Genomic DNA, 16,052 nt, shown 5'->3' on the forward strand with positions numbered 1-16,052 from the left:
ACCCGGTCAGAGCACCGGGTGGGGCATCGCCGGTCAGGGACTACCGCAGGTCGCCGGGGAAGCGGCCGTAGTAGCCGCCGACCTCGTCGCGGTAGCTGGGCTCGGCGAACGTGTCCTTGTCGTACTCGGGGGCGTCCTTGATCTCCTGCTTGGTCCGCGCCAGATGGACCTTGCGCGCCTGCGGGTCGATCCGGGTGACCGTACTGGCCGGCAGGACCCGCTTCTTGCCGAAGATCCAGGGGCCGGTGTCGACGACGAGGTAGCTGTCGCCGACGGCGTTGCTGGCCTCGTCGACCGAGCCGATCGAACCGTCGGTGGCCTCTACGTCGAAGCCGACGATGTCGAGGCTGTCGTCGCCGTAGACGCCGGAACCGTAGGTCCACATGTCGTTCGACATGAATCGTCCTCCTGTTTTCTGGATGAACCGGGGGCTCGCTCACCCTGCCCAGTCCCCAGCGCCTAAACGGAAGGAGCCCGATGCGAGGCCGGCTGACCGCCGCTGTCCGCCGTGCGGCCCAGACCGTGTTCGCCCAGCTCCGCGCTTTGCGTGAGCCGGGGTCGAACGCCCGCTTCGAGGTCCTCCAGATTGCCAAGGCGACGCTCGCCGCGGTGCTCGCCTGGATGCTGGCCCGGCGCTTCCTGCCGCACGAGACGTTGTGGATCGCCCCCGCCACCGCGGTCATCATGGTGCACGCCACCGTCTACAAGACGCTCACCAACGGGCTGCGCAAGGTCGCCGCGGTCGCCGCCGGGGTCATCCTGGCCGGCAGCGTCGGCCACCTGCTCGGCCTGACCGCGCTCAGCCTAGTGCTGGTCGTGCCGCCCGCGCTGCTCGCCGCCCGCTGGTACCGCATGGGACGGCACGGCACCGACGTGGCCACCACCGCGGTGCTCATGCTGTCGTTCGGGGCCGGCAGCCAGGAGCGCTACCTGCTGGCCTACGTGCTGGCCACCGCGGTCGGCGCGCTGAGCGGCGCGGCGGTCAACTCGCTGCTGTGGCCGCCGTTGTACCGCCGACGGCCCGAGGTGGCGCTCTACCGGCTCGGCACCAAGGCGGCCGACCTGCTGCGGGACGTCGCCGCCGCGGTGGACCACCCCTGGGACCTGTCCGACCGCGAGGAATGGGAGCGCCGCGCCCACCGCCTCGACGAGCACCTCGCCGCCGCCGGCTCGGCCGTCGCCGACGGGGAGGAGAGCCGCCGCTACAACCTGCGCCGCTACACCACCCCGGCCGCCGACCACGGCCGCAGCCTGGACGCCATGGCCAAGGTCGCCCTGCACGTGCACGCGGTGATCCGCACCCTGGCCCAGCTCGATCCGGAGAGCCCGGCCAGGGCCGATCCCGAGCAGGTCAGCGACGACTACGCGCACGACTACGCCGAGCTGCTGAACCTGCTCGCCGAGCTGATCACGCTGCTCATCCGCGACTCCGGCGACAGCGCGGAGCGGCGCGAACTGGAGGGCCGCGCCCAGGCCCAGATCACCCGCATCCACGACCGGATGAGCACGGAGATCCGGGCCGGGCACGTCGCCCACCCCGACGGCTGGGCGGTCAGCGGCAGCCTGCTCACCGACGCCGAGCACATCCTGACCCTGCTGGCGACGCTCGGCCCGTCAGTGCCACCACGGATCCGGCGCGGCTGACCGGTTCACCAGCCGGGCCTGATGGCGCACGAAACGGAACAGCGACGCCGGCCCCATCCGGGAACCGCCCAGGCCGGAGAGGTTGAAGGAGTTCTTGGTGCCCTCGTGCACGAACGCGGTCAGCCCCGCGTCGCCCACGCTCACCGCCCCGGCCCGGAGCCGGCCCGCGACCTCCAGCGCCAGTTCGGGATCCGGGCCGAAGACCGCCGCCGACAGGCCGAAGGCCGAGTCGTTGGCCAGCTCGACGGCGTGCCCGGCGTCGCGGACGGGCATGACCGGCACGATCGGGCCGAACGTCTCCTCGGTCATGACGAGCATGCCGTGGTGCACCCCGGTGAGCACGGTGGGGCGGCACCACAGGCCGCCGTCGAGCGTCTCCACCGCGCCGCCGCACCTGGCCACCGCGCCCTTGGCGTAGGCGTCCTGGAGGTGGCGCTCGACGACCACCGCCTGCGCCGGGTCGATCAGCGGGCCGAGCTGCCCGTCGGCCGGGCCGGGCCGCGCCAGCCGTACCCGCCGGGCCTTGGCGGTCACCAGCTCCACGAACTCCTCGAAGGCGGGCTCCTCGACGTAGACCCGCTCGATGGACAGGCACGACTGACCGGCGTTGGCGGTCGCGCCCCACAGGATCGCCGAGGCGGCCCGGTCGAGGTCGGCGCCGGCTAGCACGATCGCCGGGTCCTTGCCGCCGAGCTCCAGGAAGGCCGGGATGAACGCGGCCGCGGCGGCCGCGCCGACCGCGCGGCCGGTGGGCACGCTGCCGGTGAAGGCCACCGCGTCCACCAGGCCGACCAGCTCGGCGCCGCACTCGCCGCCGCCCTCCACGACCGCCAGCACCTCGGCCAGCTCCGGCACCCGGCGTACGGTGGCCATCAGGGGCTCGATGAAGCGCGGCGTGACCTCGCTCGGCTTGGCCAGCACCGCGCTGCCCGCCGCCAGCGCGGGGATCGCGTCGATCAGGCCCAGCAGCAGCGGGAAGTTCCACGGGCTGAGGACGCCGGTGAGCTGGTAGGGCACCAGCGCCTGGTGGATCTCGACCCCAGGCAGCGCCGCCGCCCGCGGTTCCCCGGGGGCCAGCAGCGCGGGCGCCTGTGCCGCCCAGCGCTCCAGCATCCCGGCCACGCCGCGCACCTCCATCACCGACTCGGTGTACCGGCCGGTGTCGGCGACCAGGGCATCGAGCAGCGCCCGATCCTCGGCAAGCACGTCGCGCCACGCGAGCAGCGCCGCCCCCCGCGCCTCGGCCGAGCGCGCCGCCCAGCCCGGCTGGGCCTCCCTCAGCCGTCCGGCCGTGCGCCGAAGCTCCTCGGCTCCGACCGGCCGCAACTCCCGCTCGACCTTGCCCGTGCGCGGATCCCGCACCACACCGGCGGCTGCGTGGGTCACGCGATCACCCCCGCCTCGCGCAGGCGGTCGATGACGGCCTGCTGGCGGGCGGCGAACCACCCCCGGTCGGGTACGGCGTCGCCCAGCTCGTCCGGCCGCTCGCCCTCCTGCCTGCCGTACTCGGCGGCCCAGAGAGCCGGCTTCCCCCGGGCCAGCAGGTTCCCCATCCCCGGCCGGGCGCGGTGACGGCGAAGCGCGGCCAGATCCAGCTCGGCCGCAGCGACCAGCGACTCGCCCGGCCCCGCCTGCGCCAGCACGCGGCCCTCGAAGTCGAGCACCTCCGACCCGCCGTTCACCGAGTCGCCGGGGATGGGGATGCCGCTCAGTCCGTCGGAGTTGGCCGACACCACGTAGGCGAGGTTCTCGATCGCGCGGGCCCGGCGGGCGACGGCCTTCTGGGTGAGCTGCGGGCTGGAGGCCTCGGAGGTCGGCTGGCAGAACACCTCCGCCCCGCGCAACGCCAGCGCGCGAGCCAGCTCCGGGTAGAGGATCTCCTCCGAGGCGATCGCCGCGAGGTTGCCGATCGGCGTGCGGGCCACCGGCAGGATCGAGTCGGGCCCGTACGCGTCGAGGTAGCGGGTCCAGACGTCGTAGGGCGTGGGGGAGAACATCGAGTGCAGTCGCCGGGCCCGCAGGACGACCTCGCCGTCCGGTCCGAGGATCACGCACGCCTGGAAGTACAGCTCAGGGAAGTGCGGATCGCTCTCGTAGGCGTTGACCACCAGGTACAGGCGCTGGTCGCGGGCGACGGCGGCGAGCGCCTCGTACTCGGGGCCGTCCGGGGCGATCGCGGCACGATCCCGCCAGGCGGGGACCGGCTCGCCCAGCGGGAAGCCGGTCAGCACGTACTCGGGCAGGACGACCAGCCGCAGGTCCGGGCCGATCCACGCGCGGGAGGCGCGCACCTGGGCGGCGACCCGGACGATGGCGGCCTCGATCGCCGCCCGCGCGTCGGACACCGTCAGTCCGGTCACCGAGCGGGTGGCCGTCTGCAGGGCGAGCGCTCGGTAGGAGGGTTGCGTCACGTGTTGGAGGGTGCCACCTCGCCCGCCCCCGACGGAAGAGCACCGCGCCCGCCGCCCGAACCCTCTGGAAGGGTCGTGCTCGCGGTGCTCGGGCCCGCCGGGAGGGCGCCGCGGACGATCGCGGCGGCCACCTGCCGCACGCCGTCCCGGGTGATCCGCTCCGGAGGTGCGGTGACCAGGGTGAACAGGGCTCCGCCGTACAACGCCATGAGCGCGGCCACCCCCTCCCGCGAGGTGCCCAGGCCGAGATCGTCGTGCAGTCCCGCGGTCACCCGCAGCGCACCCGCCTCCAGGCCCGCCAGCGCCTCGGCCAGCACCGGCCGCCGCACCGCCTCCAGTTGGAGCTCGAAGATCGCCAGATAGCGCGGCCGCAACTCGGTCGCGGCCGTGAAGAGGGAGTCGGCCAGCATCCCGGCCAGATCATTCCCCGGAGGCGCCACGGCGTGGGCCATCTCCTCCTGGTGCAGTTCCACGACGCGTTCGGCGGCGGCCACCAGGAGCGCCTCCCGGCTGCGGAAGTAGTTGGACGCCGTGCCCGGCGGCAGCCCGGCGGCCTTCTCCACCGCGCGGTGGGTCACCCCGTGCACGCCGGCCTCGGCCAGGAGGGCGATGGCGGCGTCGGCGACGGCCCGGCGACGGGCCGGATTGGTGGGCGGCACCCGGCCATGCTACCAATACACGTACTAGTACGATCGTAGTGAATGGAGCGAGCCATGCGGACAGCGATCGTCGGCGCCGGACTGGGCGGGGTGGCCGTCGCGGTGGGACTGCACCGGGCCGGGCACGAGGTCACCCTGATCGAGCAGGCCCCCGACCTGCGCGAGGCCGGCACGGGGGTGGTCGTGATGCCCAACGGCGTCCAGGCCCTCGACCGGCTCGGCCTGGCCGCCGGGCTCGCGGGATGGTCCGTCCTCGCCCACCAGGCCGGCCTGCGGGACCGGCGGGGGCGGCCGCTGCTGGTCACCGACGCCGCCCGTGCTCAGGAGTGGGTCGGGGCGGTGCACGTGCTGCATCGGGCGGAGCTGCATCGCCTGCTGCGGGCGCCGCTGCCGGCGGAGGTGGTCCGCGCGGGCACCCCGGTCGAGCGGCTGGACGTCGAGGCGGGCGGGGTGAGCGTGATCAGCGGCGGGCGGGTCGTGGTGCGCGCGGACGTGGTGGTCGTGGCCGACGGTGTCGGCAGCCGCCTGCGTGCGCAGCTCTTCCCCGATTACCCCGGGCCTCGCCGTACCGGGCGGCTCGACCTGCGGGGGGTCGTCCAGGTCGAACACCTTCGCTCCCTGGTCGCCGGGGGGCTTGGGGGAGGAGACGAGGTGGCCGGCCTGCTCGGCGGGATCCTGGTGGATCGGCGTAGCGGGGCCATGTTCGGCCTGTTCCCGCTGGGGGAGGGCCGGCTCTACTGGTTCACCGACTCCGCGCTGCCGGACGTCGTCCCCTCGCCTGAGCAGGCCCGGGACCTGGTGGCCGGGCTGATGGCCGACTGGCATCCGGCGGTTCCGGCGTTGATCGCGGCGACCGACCCGGCCGACGTGCACGTGGATCCGATCGCCTGCCTGGCTGAGCCGCTGCCGCCGTTCGCCGTGGGCCGGATCGCCCTGCTCGGCGACGCCGCCCACGCCATGCCGCCGGACCTCGGCCAGGGGGCCAGCCAGGCGTTCGAGGACGCCGCCGCGCTGACCCGCCACCTGCTGGACGCGGACGCGGGCGTGGCGGGGATCGAGCGGCGGCTGCTCGCGTACGACGCCGAGCGCCGCCCACGGGCGCAGCGGCTGCTGCGGGCGGCCCTTCGTCAGTCGCGGCTGACCACCCGGACGGGGGCCGCCGCCTGGGTGCGCGACGGGTTGCTGCGAGCCGTACCGTCCCGGCTGGCCACCCGCCGCCTCGCCGCCCTCTGGCAGGCCACCCCACCGCCCAACGGAGGCGAAGCCGAGCGGTGACCCAGCGGGGTGGGTCAGGGCAGGCGGAGGCGGGTGTTGACGGAGCGGATCAGGGCGGCGTCCAGCTTGAGGACCTCGCGGTCGTAGGTGAGCAGCCCGTTGAGCTCGTCCTCGACATCGCTGAGCTGCGTGTACACGGTGGCGCTGAGCCCGCGCGCGATGGCCGGGGCGATCTGCTCGGCGTGCAGGCGGGTGAAGGCCGCGCCCAGGGTGGCGGCGTCGGCGAAGCGCTTGTAGCCGAACTCGGCCGCCCCCCACACATGCCCCTCGACCCGCAGGCCGTACCCGCCGTACTCGGTGAGCGCGAGCACCCGCCCGTCCGGGCGCGGGACGCGGAAGCGGCGGAAGTAGACGTGCAGGCTGCGCAGGTCCCCGGCGCCCTGGTCGTGCCAGCCGCTGGCGTGGTCGACCGACCGGGACGGGTCGAGCGCGGCCAGCTCACCGGCGATGCGGGCGGCGTCGAACTGTCCCCAGCCCTCGTTGAACGGCACCCAGACGGCCAGGCTGACGACGTTGCGCAGCAGCTCGACCGTCTCGCGAAGCTCCGCCTCGAAGCGGGCCCGCCCGGCGGCGTCGCCGCGGCCGAAGCGGCGGTGCCGCCGGTCGTCCAGCGTCAGCGGGGCCAGGACCGGCGCGGTCACCACCCAGGGCCGGTACGGCTCGCCGCCGTTGACCAGGTCCTGCCAGACCAGCAGCCCGAGCCGGTCGCAGTGGTGGTACCAGCGCAGCGGCTCGATCTTGATGTGCTTGCGCACCATGGTGAAGCCGAGCGACTTGACCATGGCCAGGTCGTGGATCATCGCCTCGTCGGCGGGCGGCGTGTACAGCCCGTCCGGCCAGTAGCCCTGGTCCAGGAGCCCGGCGTGGAAGTACGGCTCGCCGTTGAGCAGCAGTCGCGGCATCCCGTCGCGGTCGGGCCCCACACCGAAGCTGCGCATCCCGAAATATCCGGTGACGCGGTCGTCCCCGAGCTCCACCGCCACGTCGTAGAGGAACGGGTCCTCCGGGCTCCACGCCCGCACGTCCGGCAGCGCCACCCGCACCGGCACGCCCGGCTCGGCCTCGGCCCGGGCGAGCGGCACCCCGTCCGCCGACACCTCGATCCGGGCCGTCCCCGGACCGGCACCACCGGCGTGCACGGTCACCTCGACCGCCGACCCGGCGAGGTCCGGGGCGAGGGTGAGCCGCTCCACGTACGCGGCGGGCACCGCCTCGGCCCACACGGTCTGCCAGATGCCGGACTGCGCGGTGTACCAGATCCCGCCGCGCGCCAGCTTCTGCTTGCCGCGCGACCCGATCCCGGTGTCGTCACGCACCGAGACCACCAGCGTCGCCTCCCCGGCGGCGAGCGCCTCGGTGACATCGAGGCGGAAGGGCAGGTAGCCGCCCTCGTGCGCGCCTGCCTCGACCCCGTCGAGGAAGACCCGGCACTCCTGGTCGACCGCCCCGAAGTGCAGCAGCACCCGCCCACCCGGTACGGCGAAGCCCTCCGGCAGCCGCACCACGCGCCGGTACCACAACGTCTCCCCCGGCTGGAGCTGCCGCCGCACCCCCGACAGCGGCGCCTCCGGCGAGAACGGCACGACGATCTCGCCGTCGTAGCGCTCGGGCTCGTGGTCGGCGAAGGCGTACTCCCACCGGCCGTTGAGGTTGAGGTAGCTGTCCCGGACGAGCTGCGGCCGGGGGTACTCCGGCAACACCGCCTCGGGGTCGAGCGCCCGTCCCCACCGGGTCAGCAACTCATCGGACACCGCGGATCCTCCAGACCAGGCAGGCCCCCGCGACCGCGAAGAGCGCGGCCACGCCGTACATCAGCGGATAACCCCCGGCCGAGGTGACCAGCGCGGCGGCGATGACCGGCCCGAGGGTGTTGGAGGCGGAGTTGGACAGGCTGACCAGGCCGAGGTCCTTGGCCCGGTCGGCGTCGGCGGGCAGGAGCTGGGTGACCATGGCCTGGTCGACCGCGGCGAACATGCCGTACCCGCCGCCGAGCAGCGCGGCGGCGACGATCGCGGCGGTCCAGCCGGTGGTGGTGGTCAGCACCAGCGCGGCGGCGGCCATGGTGAGGCCGCCGGTGAAGACGGCCGGCCGCCTCCGGCCGCTGCGGTCGGACCACCAGCCCGCGGCCAGCGTCGGCAGCACGCTGCCCAGCGTGAAGACGGCCACCAGCACGACCACGCCCTGCTCGACGGTCGAGCCGGGGAACAGCCGCTCGTAGCCGACCGCGTCGCGCAGGAAGTACTGCAGGTAGCCGATGCCCATGGCGAGGGTGAGGGTGATCAGCAGCCGGCTGAGCCAGGCCCAGGCGAAGTCGGGGTGGCGGCGCGGGCTGACCCAGAAGCCGCGGGCGAAGCCGCGCCAGGAGAAGGGCGGCCCGGGTTCGGCCGGGGGCTCGCGGGTGAGCAGGCCGAAGGGCAGGATCAGCGTCAGCACGAGCACCGCCATGGCCAGGAACGCCGCCCGCGAGCCGGTCAGCAGCACGGTGGCCACCACCCCGCCGAGCAGCGGCCCGCTGAGCTGCCCGACCCCGGCCAGCGCCGAGGCCCGGCCGCGCTGCAGGATCGGCACCTGGTCGGGCACCGTGGCGATGGCGGTGGCCAGCGCGGCGGTGAAGGCGAGCTGCGCGACCGCCCACCCGGCGACCAGGCCGGGGATGGTGTCCTGGAAGGCCAGGAAGGCCAGGGCCGCCGCGCTGGTGAGGGCGCCGCCCACGATCCACGGGCGACGCCGGCCGAACCGGGAGCTGGTGCGGTCGGACATGGCGCCGAACAGCGGGTTGGCCACGATCGTGCAGACCGCGGCGACCGCGAGCACGACGGCCAGCGACGCCTCCTTGTGCACCGGGTCGATGGCCGCCACCTGGGAGGGCAGCAGGATCTGGCCGCCCACCGTGGCGGCCATGATGACGCCCATCTGGGCCAGCGCCAGCAGCGCCATCCAGCCGGTGGAGACCCGCGGCGGGTCGACGGCGATCCTGACCTCGCTCACGAGTGTCCTCCCCTGACGTGCTGGGGCATCACGGTAGAACATGACGAGGTGTTATGTTAAGCCCCAGTTTTGGCCCCGGTCGGCGATGGGGCCGGCGTCAGGACAGCTCGCGGTGGGCGTAGTTGGCCGCCTCGGTCCGGTTGCGCACGCCGATCTTGGCGAAGGCGTTGGTGACGTGCGACTTCACCGTGGTCTCCGCGATGAACAGCTCGGCCGCGATCTCCGCGTTGTTGCGGCCCCGGGCGATCAGCCGCAGCACCTCCACCTCCCGCACGGTCAGCCCGTCGGGGCAGCGCGTGACCGGCGCCGACCGTGACAGCGCCTCGACCAGCCGCCGGGAGACGGCGGGGGAGAAGGTGGAGTGCCCGTGCGCGGCCGAGCGCAGCGCGGCGGCGATCTCGGCCCGCCCGGCGTCCTTGGTGAGGTAGCCGCGTGCCCCGGCCTGGAGCGCGGAGTCGATCGACTGCTGGTCGTCGTAGGTGGTGAGCACCAGGACGGCGACCGACGGGTACTGCCGGGTGATCCGGCGGGTGGCCTCGATGCCGTCCATGACCGGCATGTGCAGGTCCATCAGCACGACGTCCGGCTGATGCAGGGCGACCAGGCGCAGCGCCTGCTCGCCGTCGGCGGCGTCGCCGACCACCTCGACCTCCTCGGCCAGGCCCAGCAGCGCGACCAGTCCCTCGCGCATGAGCTGCTGGTCGTCGACCACGAGCACTCTCATTCCGGCACCTCCGCCCGTACCTGCCACCAGCCTTCCACGGGCCCCGCCTCCAGCGTGCCGCCGGCCAGGGCGAGCCGCTCCCGCATCCCGGTCAGGCCGTGCCCGCCGGACGGCAGGGCCACGGGCGTGCGCTCGGGCAGGGGGTTGCGCACGGTCAGCCGGATCGTGCGCTCCCCGTAGTCGAGCGCGACCGTGACCCGCTCGCCGGGGGCGTGCCGGGCGGCGTTGGTCAGGGCTTCGCGGGCCGTACGCAGCAGGCAGACCTCCGCGGCCGGGGACAGCGGGCGGCGCGCGCCCGAGGCGGCCAGCCGGGTGTCGGCGGCGTGGTCGCGGCGGTGCTGCTCCACCATCGCGTGCAGCGCGTCCGGCAGCGGCGGGATGTCCTGGCGCAGCGCGGCCACCGCCGAGCGCGCCTCGACCAGGCCCTCGCGCGCCAGCCCGCGCGCCCGGCGGATCCGCTCGGCGGCCCCGGCGACGTCGCCCTTCTCCACCAGCATCGCCTCGGCGACCTCCAGGTGCACGCCGAGCGCGCCCAGCGAGTGCGCCAGCACGTCGTGCAGCTCGCGGGCGATGCGCGCCCGCTCGTCCAGCGCCATCGCGCGGGCCCGGTCCTGCTGCGCCCGGCGGTACTGCCGCCGCTGCAAGGCGAACAGGACGGTGACGACCAGGACCGCGCCCTGACTGATCATGGAGGCGCGCGAGTGCTGCCACCAGGCCAGGCTCGCCAGCAGGAGGGCGAGGTCGAGGGCGGCCACCGCCAGGATCATCCACAGGCGCGGCGCGAGCTGCGCGGCGAACAGCAGCAACGTGACGAAGACGAAGACCGTCGGCCCCTGGGCGCCCGCGGCCGACGCGGAGACGACCGAGCTGAGCGCGAGCGCGGCCAGGGACAGGTTGTGGTGGCCGCGGGCGCCGAGCACCAGATAGGCCAGCCACAACGCCATCGCCGCCGACAGGGCGGCCCAGACCGGCGCAGGACCGTCCAGCTCCAGCGAGAGCGACCAGCCCAGCAGCAGGGTCATCAGCGCCCTGGCCAGCCGCCCGGTGTCGGGGTCGTCGGCCGACAGCAGCGCCCCGACCCGCGCCCACAGCTCCCGCATCGGCTACCGAGACTCCTTGAGCTCCAGGATCATGTCCACCAACAGTAGGCGGAAGGCGATGAAGCCGCCCACGACGATGAGCGCCACCATGATCACCGCTACCAGCAGCTTGCCGTTCATCTTGCCCCCGTTGGCCGCGACGAGCCTGTTGAACAGGCCGAACCATTTCTCCATGAGGCGACGGTAGGAAGCGGGCCGGGTGGAGCGGCACCTACGAAAGGTGGAGAACGGGTCGGAGCGTTCCGCCGGACGGCGGAGCGATTCCCGCCGCCCGGCGGAGGCGGCGGCAGCGGCCGGGCTGCCAGGGTCGTCCCAGGTCCCGCCGCCGCGCGGGAGGTCCGACCGAACGAACGGGGTCCCCATGACAGACGCGCACCGGCTGAGAAGGCTCGCCGCCGGCGGCTCGCTCCTCGCCGTGCCCATCCTCTACCTCGCCGGGGTGGTCGCCGACCCGGCGCTGCGCCAGGGCGGCGGCGACACCACCGGCGTCTACGGCCGCTTCCACGAGCAGGTCTCGGTCAGCGCGACCCTGCTGCACTGGAGCTGGGTGCTGCTGGTGCCGGGCATCATCGGCATGATCCATTTGGTACGGCGGCGCCACATCGTGCTCGGCCACGTGGCCGGGGCCGTCGCCCTGCTGGGGGTGGTGAACTTCTCGGCGCTCATGCTGGGCGACTTCATGATCTCCCTGCTGGAACGCTCCATGCCGCCCGCGGTGGGGGCGCGCCTGGCAGAGGAGGCCCTCGCCGATCCGGGCGCCCACTTCGGCTACCAGATCCCGGGCTTCGCCGGCCTGGCCGGGCTGCTGGTGCTGGGCCTGCTGCTGGCGGCCGACCGGCAGGTGCCGTGGTGGGGTTCCCCCGCCCTGGTGGCCGGGGCCTTCGTCGCGCCGATCTTCTGGGTGGGCACGGTGATCGGCGGGCTGCTCCTGCTGGCCGGAGCCGGCGGCATCGGCCTGCGCATGCTCCGGATGAGCGACGCCGAGTGGGCCGGGGACCTGGCGGTCACCCAGGAGAAGCCTCAGCTTTCGGTCGCGCCGGACGGGAAGCGGGCCAGCACCCGGTAACCGCCGCCCGGCGCGGCCCCGGCCACCAGCGAACCGCCGTGCAGCGCCGCCCGCTCCCGCATGCCGACCAGCCCGTAGCCACCGCTCCCGGAGACCGGGGCCCGGGCCGGGCCGCGCCCGTCGTCGGTCACCTCCACCACCAGCTCCGCCGGAGCGTAGGTGAGCACGAGGTCGACCCCCGAGGCGCCGGCGTGCTTGAGCACGTTGGTGAGGCTCTCCTGGATCACCCGGTAGGCCGACAGCCCGACCCCCGGCGGCAGGGGACGGCTCGGCCCCTCGACCTTGAACCGCACCGCCAGGCCCGACTCCTCCACCTGCGCCACCAGCTCCCCGAGCCGGTCGAGACCCGGCTGCGGCCCGCCGGCCGCCTCCACCTCGCGCAGCATGCCCAGCATGAGCGCGAGCTCGCCGACCGCCTCCCGGCCGACCTGCTCGACGCCCTGCAGCAGCTCGCGTTCCCGTCGCCGGGCGGGGTCGTCGCCCAGCATCAGCCGTACCCCGCCGGTGTGCAGGGTCATGACGCTGACGTTGTGCGAGATGACGTCGTGCAGTTCGCGCGCGATGCGGGCGCGCTCCTCGGCGACCGCGCGGCGGGCCCGTTCCTCGCGCTCCACCTCCAGCCGCGCGGTGAGCGCCGCCAGGCGGGTGGTCTGCTCGGTCTGGCGGCGCAGCAGGATGCCGGACCCGTACGCGACGCCCAGGAAGATCCCGGTGATCAGCATCTCGGCCACGTCGGTGTCCTGCGGCGTCTGCAGGAAGGCGTAGGCGGCCAGCACCGCCGCCAGTCCCGCCCGGCCGTGCCGGCTGCGCAGGTCGTAGGCGCTGGCGATGGTGTGCACCAGGATCAGCATCGAGTACAGGTGCCAGGCGGCGTAGTAGGAGCCCCCGGCCAGCAGGACGGCCACGCCGACGCCGATCAGGGCCAGCAGGGCGGTGATCGGCAGGCGGCGGCGGACCAGCAGCAGCGCGCCCGCGGCCAGCGCCCCGGCGGCGAACAGGGCGGGCAGGGCGATCTGGCCGGGGCCGCGGCCGTGCCTGCCGTAGGACTCGACCAGCCCGGCGGCCGCGACCGCCAGCGCCAGGAGCAGGTCGAGCCGGCTCGGCCGCCAGCCGGGTGCGGCCGGGCGGTCCGCCCGCGCGGTGCTCACGACTGGCCCGGCTGCACGACGCCCGTCTCGTAGGCGAAGACCACCGCCTGGACCCGGTTGCGCAGGCCCAGCTTGTGCAGCACCTGGGCGACGTGCGTGCGGACCGTCGCCTCGCCCAGCACGACCTCCTCGGCGATCTCCCGGTTGGACAGCCCGCGCGCCAGCAGGAGCAGCACCTGCCGCTCGCGGGCGGTCAGCGCGTCCAGCTCCGGGGCCGAGGCGGCGGGCCGGGCGCCCGCGGCGGAGCCGATCAGGCGCAGGGTCGCCACCGGGTCGATCAGCGCGTCCCCGGCCGCGACCACCCGGATCGCGTCGATCAGGCGCTCGGCCGGGGAGGACTTCAGCACGAACCCGTGCGCGCCCAGCCGCAGCGAGGCGTGCAGGTTGTCGTCGGTGTCGAAGGTGGTCAGCATCAGGATCTTGGGCGGGTCGGCGTCGGCCAGCAGCCGCCGGGCGGCGCGCAGGCCGTCGAGCCGGGGCATCGCGATGTCCATCAGGACGACGTCCGGGCGGAGCGCGCGGGCCACGTCGAGGGCCTCGACGCCGTCGGCGGCCTCGCCCACCACCTCGATGCCCTCGGCGTTCTCCGCGACCAGCCGCAACCCCGCGCGGATCAGCGCCTGGTCGTCCGCGATGACCAGCCTGATCATCTCGCCAGGTTTCCTTCGCCGTGTCCCGACATGTCGCCCAGCTTAGCGAGGGCCCGAACCTATGCTCTCCCGCGCAGGGCGAGCTCCACCACGTCGGCCACTGCCCCGTCGGCGCAGGCCCGCACGACCACGGCGGCCGAGGCCCGCACCTCCGGATGGCCGTCGCCCACCGCCACCCCCAGCCCGGCGGCCAGGATCAGGTCGAGGTCGTTCGGATTGTCGCCGACCGCGGCGATCTCGGCGAGCGGCACGCCCCGCGCCGCCGCCAGGTCGCGCAGCGCGGTCCATTCGCCCGGCGCGCTCAGCTCGATCCCGTCCCGGCGCGCGTAGTCCCGCAGCTCCGGCGTCTCCTCCAGCGCGTACGGCACGCCGCCCGAGAAGACCACCGGCGACACGCCGCGGGGCAGGCGCGCGAAGACGTCGAGCAACGCCTTCCACGCCGCCGCGGGCAGGTGGTGGGAGCTGAGGATCTCCCCGGTGGCCAGGTTCACGGTGCGGGCGCCGTTGTAGAGGATGGCCGGGCCGTCCAGCTCCAGCTCCTCGTAGAAGCGGCGGGCCGAGCGCTCCCTGCGCCCGGTGGCGATGACCACCTCGCCCCCGGCCGCGCGGAAGCGCCGCAGCGCCTCGCGGCCGGACGGGACCATGGCCAGGTCGCGCCCCACCAGCGTGCCGTCGAGGTCGGTGACGATCCACCGGATCGGGGCCGCGCTCATGCCCGCCGCCCCGCGGCGATCCCGGCTAGGACCGAGCGCTCCAGGCGGCCGGCAGGGTGAGCAGCCAGGCCGTCGCGATGGTCAGCACGCCTTGCCAGCGCACCCGGCGGCTGCCCTCGCCGGCCGCCGCGCCGACGATGCCGGCCGCGACGGACTGGGTCATGCTCACCGGCCCGCCCAGGGCCGAGCTGCCGAGCACCGCGCCGGCCGCGGCGGTCCCGGCGGAGACCAGGTGCAGCGGGCGGGCCAGCACGAGCCCGCGGCCGAGCCGGGCGCCGACCCCGGGCAGGCTGGTCATCGCGCCGGCCAGGAAGACCATGACCAGCAGCGCCATCCAGCCGGGGGTGAGGCCGACCGGCCCGACGCCGCCGGGCCCCTGCCGGGCGACCTCGATCGCGACGCCGGCCACCGCGATCATCTTCTGGCCGTCGTTGACCGCGTAGGCCAGGCACTGCAGGCCGTAGGCCGGCAGGTGCGCGGCGAGGATCAGCCGGGACATCTGCCGGTGCGCGGGCACCGGGCGCGACAGCGCGGCAGGCCGTAACCGAGCAGCACGCCCGCCAGCGGCGCGCAGGCCCCGATGGCGAGCACGACGGCGAGCCCCGGCAGGGACACCGGCAGGCCCGCGCCGAAGCCCGCGCCGAGCCCGGCCAGCCGCTCGGTGAAGGTGGTCGTCACCGCGACCCCCAGCAGGTACGGCACGCCCATCAGCGCGAGCGCGGGCAGCGCGACGGTCGTCCAGATCGGCGCGCGCGGGAAGCGCAGCCCCAGGCCGATGATCGCGGCGTCGTCGTGGGCGCCGGTGACGAGCACGAACAGGACCGTCGTGACGGCGAAGGCGAGCGTCCATGCCACCACGGGTCCTTCCTGGTGGAGGTAAGTGAACGGTAAATGAACAGATCACTCAATGTCTAGACATGCAGACCATCGGTCCTCGCTGCGACCAGCACATCCTAGACATAAATATGTCTTGACAAAGCCTCACGCCCGTTTCATCGTGAGGCCCACCACACCCCAGTCAAGGAGAGCGACCATGCGCCCGCTGCTCGTGGCAGCCCTGACCGCTGTGCTCGCCGGAGGCTTAGCCATGCCGGCCTCCGGCACCGCCATCCCGTCCGTCGACCCCAAGGTCGAGACGCCCGCGCTGTTCGACGACGAGGCCGGCGGCAACGCCAACGGGGACGACCCCGCCATCTGGGTCCACCCCGGCGACGACGAGGACAGCGTCGTCGTCACCACCGCCAAGGAAGGCGGCCTGAACGTCTACGACCTCGACGGCGACCTCACCCAGCACTTCGACGCCCCGCCCGCCCCCGGCCCCGACGACGAGAACGGCCGCTTCAACAACGTCGACGTCACCTACGGCTTCGCCGGCAAGGACCTGGCCGTCGTCACCGACCGCGGCCGCGACCACCTGCGCTTCTACGCCATCCACGACGGCCACCTCACCGACGTCACCGACCCCGCCGTGCCGTTCCTGTTCAACACCACCCAAGAGCAGGTCAACGACCAGGAGACCGGCTACGGCCTGGCCCTCTGGAAAGACGCCACCGGCACCTACGCCCTGGTCAGCCGCCGCCACAAGACCAGCGTCGCCCTGTTCAAGCTCCAGGCCACCGCCGGCGGCAAGGTCGGCTACCAGCACGTGCGCAGCATCGACCTGCCCGCCTCCTT

Annotated in this window: 18 protein-coding genes; 4 read left to right on the plus strand and 14 right to left on the minus strand. The window is 74.3% G+C overall.

The window, feature by feature from the left end; all coding sequences use genetic code 11:
• Positions 1 to 40: 40 nt before the first annotated feature.
• Positions 41 to 397, minus strand: a complete 357-nt coding sequence (locus tag ACIBG7_RS38790) for a PRC-barrel domain containing protein (RefSeq protein ID WP_357925572.1) — start codon at positions 395 to 397, stop codon at positions 41 to 43.
• Between the two features lie 80 nt (positions 398 to 477).
• Here ACIBG7_RS38790 and ACIBG7_RS38795 point away from each other — a divergent pair, with 80 nt between their 5' ends.
• The gene (locus ACIBG7_RS38795) at positions 478 to 1,644 is read left to right on the plus strand and encodes an aromatic acid exporter family protein (RefSeq protein WP_357925575.1); all 1,167 of its coding nucleotides are present in this window, start codon (positions 478 to 480) and stop codon (positions 1,642 to 1,644) included.
• On the opposite strand, the gene ACIBG7_RS38800 is transcribed toward ACIBG7_RS38795, so the two are convergent.
• From ACIBG7_RS38800 to ACIBG7_RS38810, 3 genes are read right to left on the minus strand one after another with little or no spacing between them, the layout of a single operon-like run.
• Positions 1,615 to 3,030, minus strand: coding sequence for an aldehyde dehydrogenase family protein (locus tag ACIBG7_RS38800; RefSeq protein ID WP_397339490.1), 1,416 nt, complete (start codon positions 3,028 to 3,030; stop codon positions 1,615 to 1,617). The genes ACIBG7_RS38795 and ACIBG7_RS38800 overlap by 30 nt on opposite strands.
• Positions 3,027 to 4,055, minus strand: a complete 1,029-nt coding sequence (locus ACIBG7_RS38805; protein ID WP_397339491.1) for a nitrilase-related carbon-nitrogen hydrolase — start codon at positions 4,053 to 4,055, stop codon at positions 3,027 to 3,029. The genes ACIBG7_RS38800 and ACIBG7_RS38805 overlap by 4 nt, the downstream gene beginning before the upstream one ends.
• Positions 4,052 to 4,714 carry a TetR/AcrR family transcriptional regulator gene (locus ACIBG7_RS38810; protein WP_397339492.1) on the minus strand — a complete coding sequence of 221 codons (663 nt, stop codon included), beginning with the start codon at positions 4,712 to 4,714 and terminating at the stop codon, positions 4,052 to 4,054. The genes ACIBG7_RS38805 and ACIBG7_RS38810 overlap by 4 nt, the downstream gene beginning before the upstream one ends.
• A gap of 54 nt (positions 4,715 to 4,768) precedes the next feature.
• On the opposite strand from ACIBG7_RS38810, the gene ACIBG7_RS38815 reads away from it, so the two are divergent.
• Positions 4,769 to 5,989, plus strand: a complete 1,221-nt coding sequence (locus ACIBG7_RS38815) for an FAD-dependent monooxygenase (protein ID WP_397339494.1) — start codon at positions 4,769 to 4,771, stop codon at positions 5,987 to 5,989.
• Between the two features lie 14 nt (positions 5,990 to 6,003).
• On the opposite strand, the gene ACIBG7_RS38820 is transcribed toward ACIBG7_RS38815, so the two are convergent.
• The 5 genes from ACIBG7_RS38820 to ACIBG7_RS38840 form a co-directional block, all read right to left on the minus strand.
• The gene (locus ACIBG7_RS38820; protein WP_397339495.1) at positions 6,004 to 7,740 is read right to left on the minus strand and encodes a glycoside hydrolase family 2 protein; all 1,737 of its coding nucleotides are present in this window, start codon (positions 7,738 to 7,740) and stop codon (positions 6,004 to 6,006) included.
• On the minus strand, positions 7,730 to 8,977 hold the full coding sequence (locus ACIBG7_RS38825) for an MFS transporter (protein ID WP_397339496.1): 1,248 nt from the start codon (positions 8,975 to 8,977) through the stop codon (positions 7,730 to 7,732). The genes ACIBG7_RS38820 and ACIBG7_RS38825 overlap by 11 nt, the downstream gene beginning before the upstream one ends.
• 97 nt (positions 8,978 to 9,074) lie before the next feature.
• Positions 9,075 to 9,701: a response regulator transcription factor gene (locus ACIBG7_RS38830; protein ID WP_357925594.1), complete on the minus strand. Its 627-nt coding sequence runs from the start codon at positions 9,699 to 9,701 to the stop codon at positions 9,075 to 9,077.
• Positions 9,698 to 10,801, minus strand: a complete 1,104-nt coding sequence (locus ACIBG7_RS38835; protein ID WP_397339497.1) for a sensor histidine kinase — start codon at positions 10,799 to 10,801, stop codon at positions 9,698 to 9,700. The genes ACIBG7_RS38830 and ACIBG7_RS38835 overlap by 4 nt, the downstream gene beginning before the upstream one ends.
• A gap of 3 nt (positions 10,802 to 10,804) precedes the next feature.
• On the minus strand, positions 10,805 to 10,975 hold the full coding sequence (locus ACIBG7_RS38840; protein WP_397339498.1) for a hypothetical protein: 171 nt from the start codon (positions 10,973 to 10,975) through the stop codon (positions 10,805 to 10,807).
• 187 nt (positions 10,976 to 11,162) lie between these two features.
• Between ACIBG7_RS38840 and ACIBG7_RS38845 the strand changes: the two genes are divergently transcribed.
• Positions 11,163 to 11,867, plus strand: a complete 705-nt coding sequence (locus tag ACIBG7_RS38845) for a hypothetical protein (RefSeq protein ID WP_397339499.1) — start codon at positions 11,163 to 11,165, stop codon at positions 11,865 to 11,867.
• On the opposite strand, the gene ACIBG7_RS38850 is transcribed toward ACIBG7_RS38845, so the two are convergent.
• From ACIBG7_RS38850 to ACIBG7_RS38870, 5 genes are read right to left on the minus strand one after another with little or no spacing between them, the layout of a single operon-like run.
• Positions 11,822 to 13,015, minus strand: a complete 1,194-nt coding sequence (locus ACIBG7_RS38850; protein WP_397339500.1) for a sensor histidine kinase — start codon at positions 13,013 to 13,015, stop codon at positions 11,822 to 11,824. The genes ACIBG7_RS38845 and ACIBG7_RS38850 overlap by 46 nt on opposite strands.
• Positions 13,012 to 13,665 (minus strand): response regulator transcription factor, encoded by a 654-nt coding sequence (locus ACIBG7_RS38855; protein ID WP_357925608.1) that lies wholly within the window; start codon positions 13,663 to 13,665, stop codon positions 13,012 to 13,014. The genes ACIBG7_RS38850 and ACIBG7_RS38855 overlap by 4 nt, the downstream gene beginning before the upstream one ends.
• Before the next feature lie 59 nt (positions 13,666 to 13,724).
• On the minus strand, positions 13,725 to 14,378 hold the full coding sequence (locus tag ACIBG7_RS38860; protein ID WP_397339501.1) for an HAD family hydrolase: 654 nt from the start codon (positions 14,376 to 14,378) through the stop codon (positions 13,725 to 13,727).
• Positions 14,379 to 14,403: 25 nt separating this feature from the next.
• Positions 14,404 to 14,877, minus strand: a complete 474-nt coding sequence (locus ACIBG7_RS38865; RefSeq protein WP_397339502.1) for an inorganic phosphate transporter — start codon at positions 14,875 to 14,877, stop codon at positions 14,404 to 14,406.
• The gene (locus ACIBG7_RS38870) at positions 14,865 to 15,233 is read right to left on the minus strand and encodes a hypothetical protein (protein ID WP_397339503.1); all 369 of its coding nucleotides are present in this window, start codon (positions 15,231 to 15,233) and stop codon (positions 14,865 to 14,867) included. Before ACIBG7_RS38870 ends, ACIBG7_RS38865 begins: the two co-directional genes overlap by 13 nt.
• Positions 15,234 to 15,411: 178 nt before the next feature.
• Here ACIBG7_RS38870 and ACIBG7_RS38875 point away from each other — a divergent pair.
• Positions 15,412 to 16,052, plus strand: a 641-nt coding sequence (locus ACIBG7_RS38875) for a phytase (RefSeq protein WP_397339504.1), incomplete at its 3' end; no start/stop codon positions are given.

Origin of the sequence: Nonomuraea sp. NPDC050328, assembly GCF_044459405.1 — a bacterium.
Lineage (GTDB): Bacteria > Actinomycetota > Actinomycetes > Streptosporangiales > Streptosporangiaceae > Nonomuraea.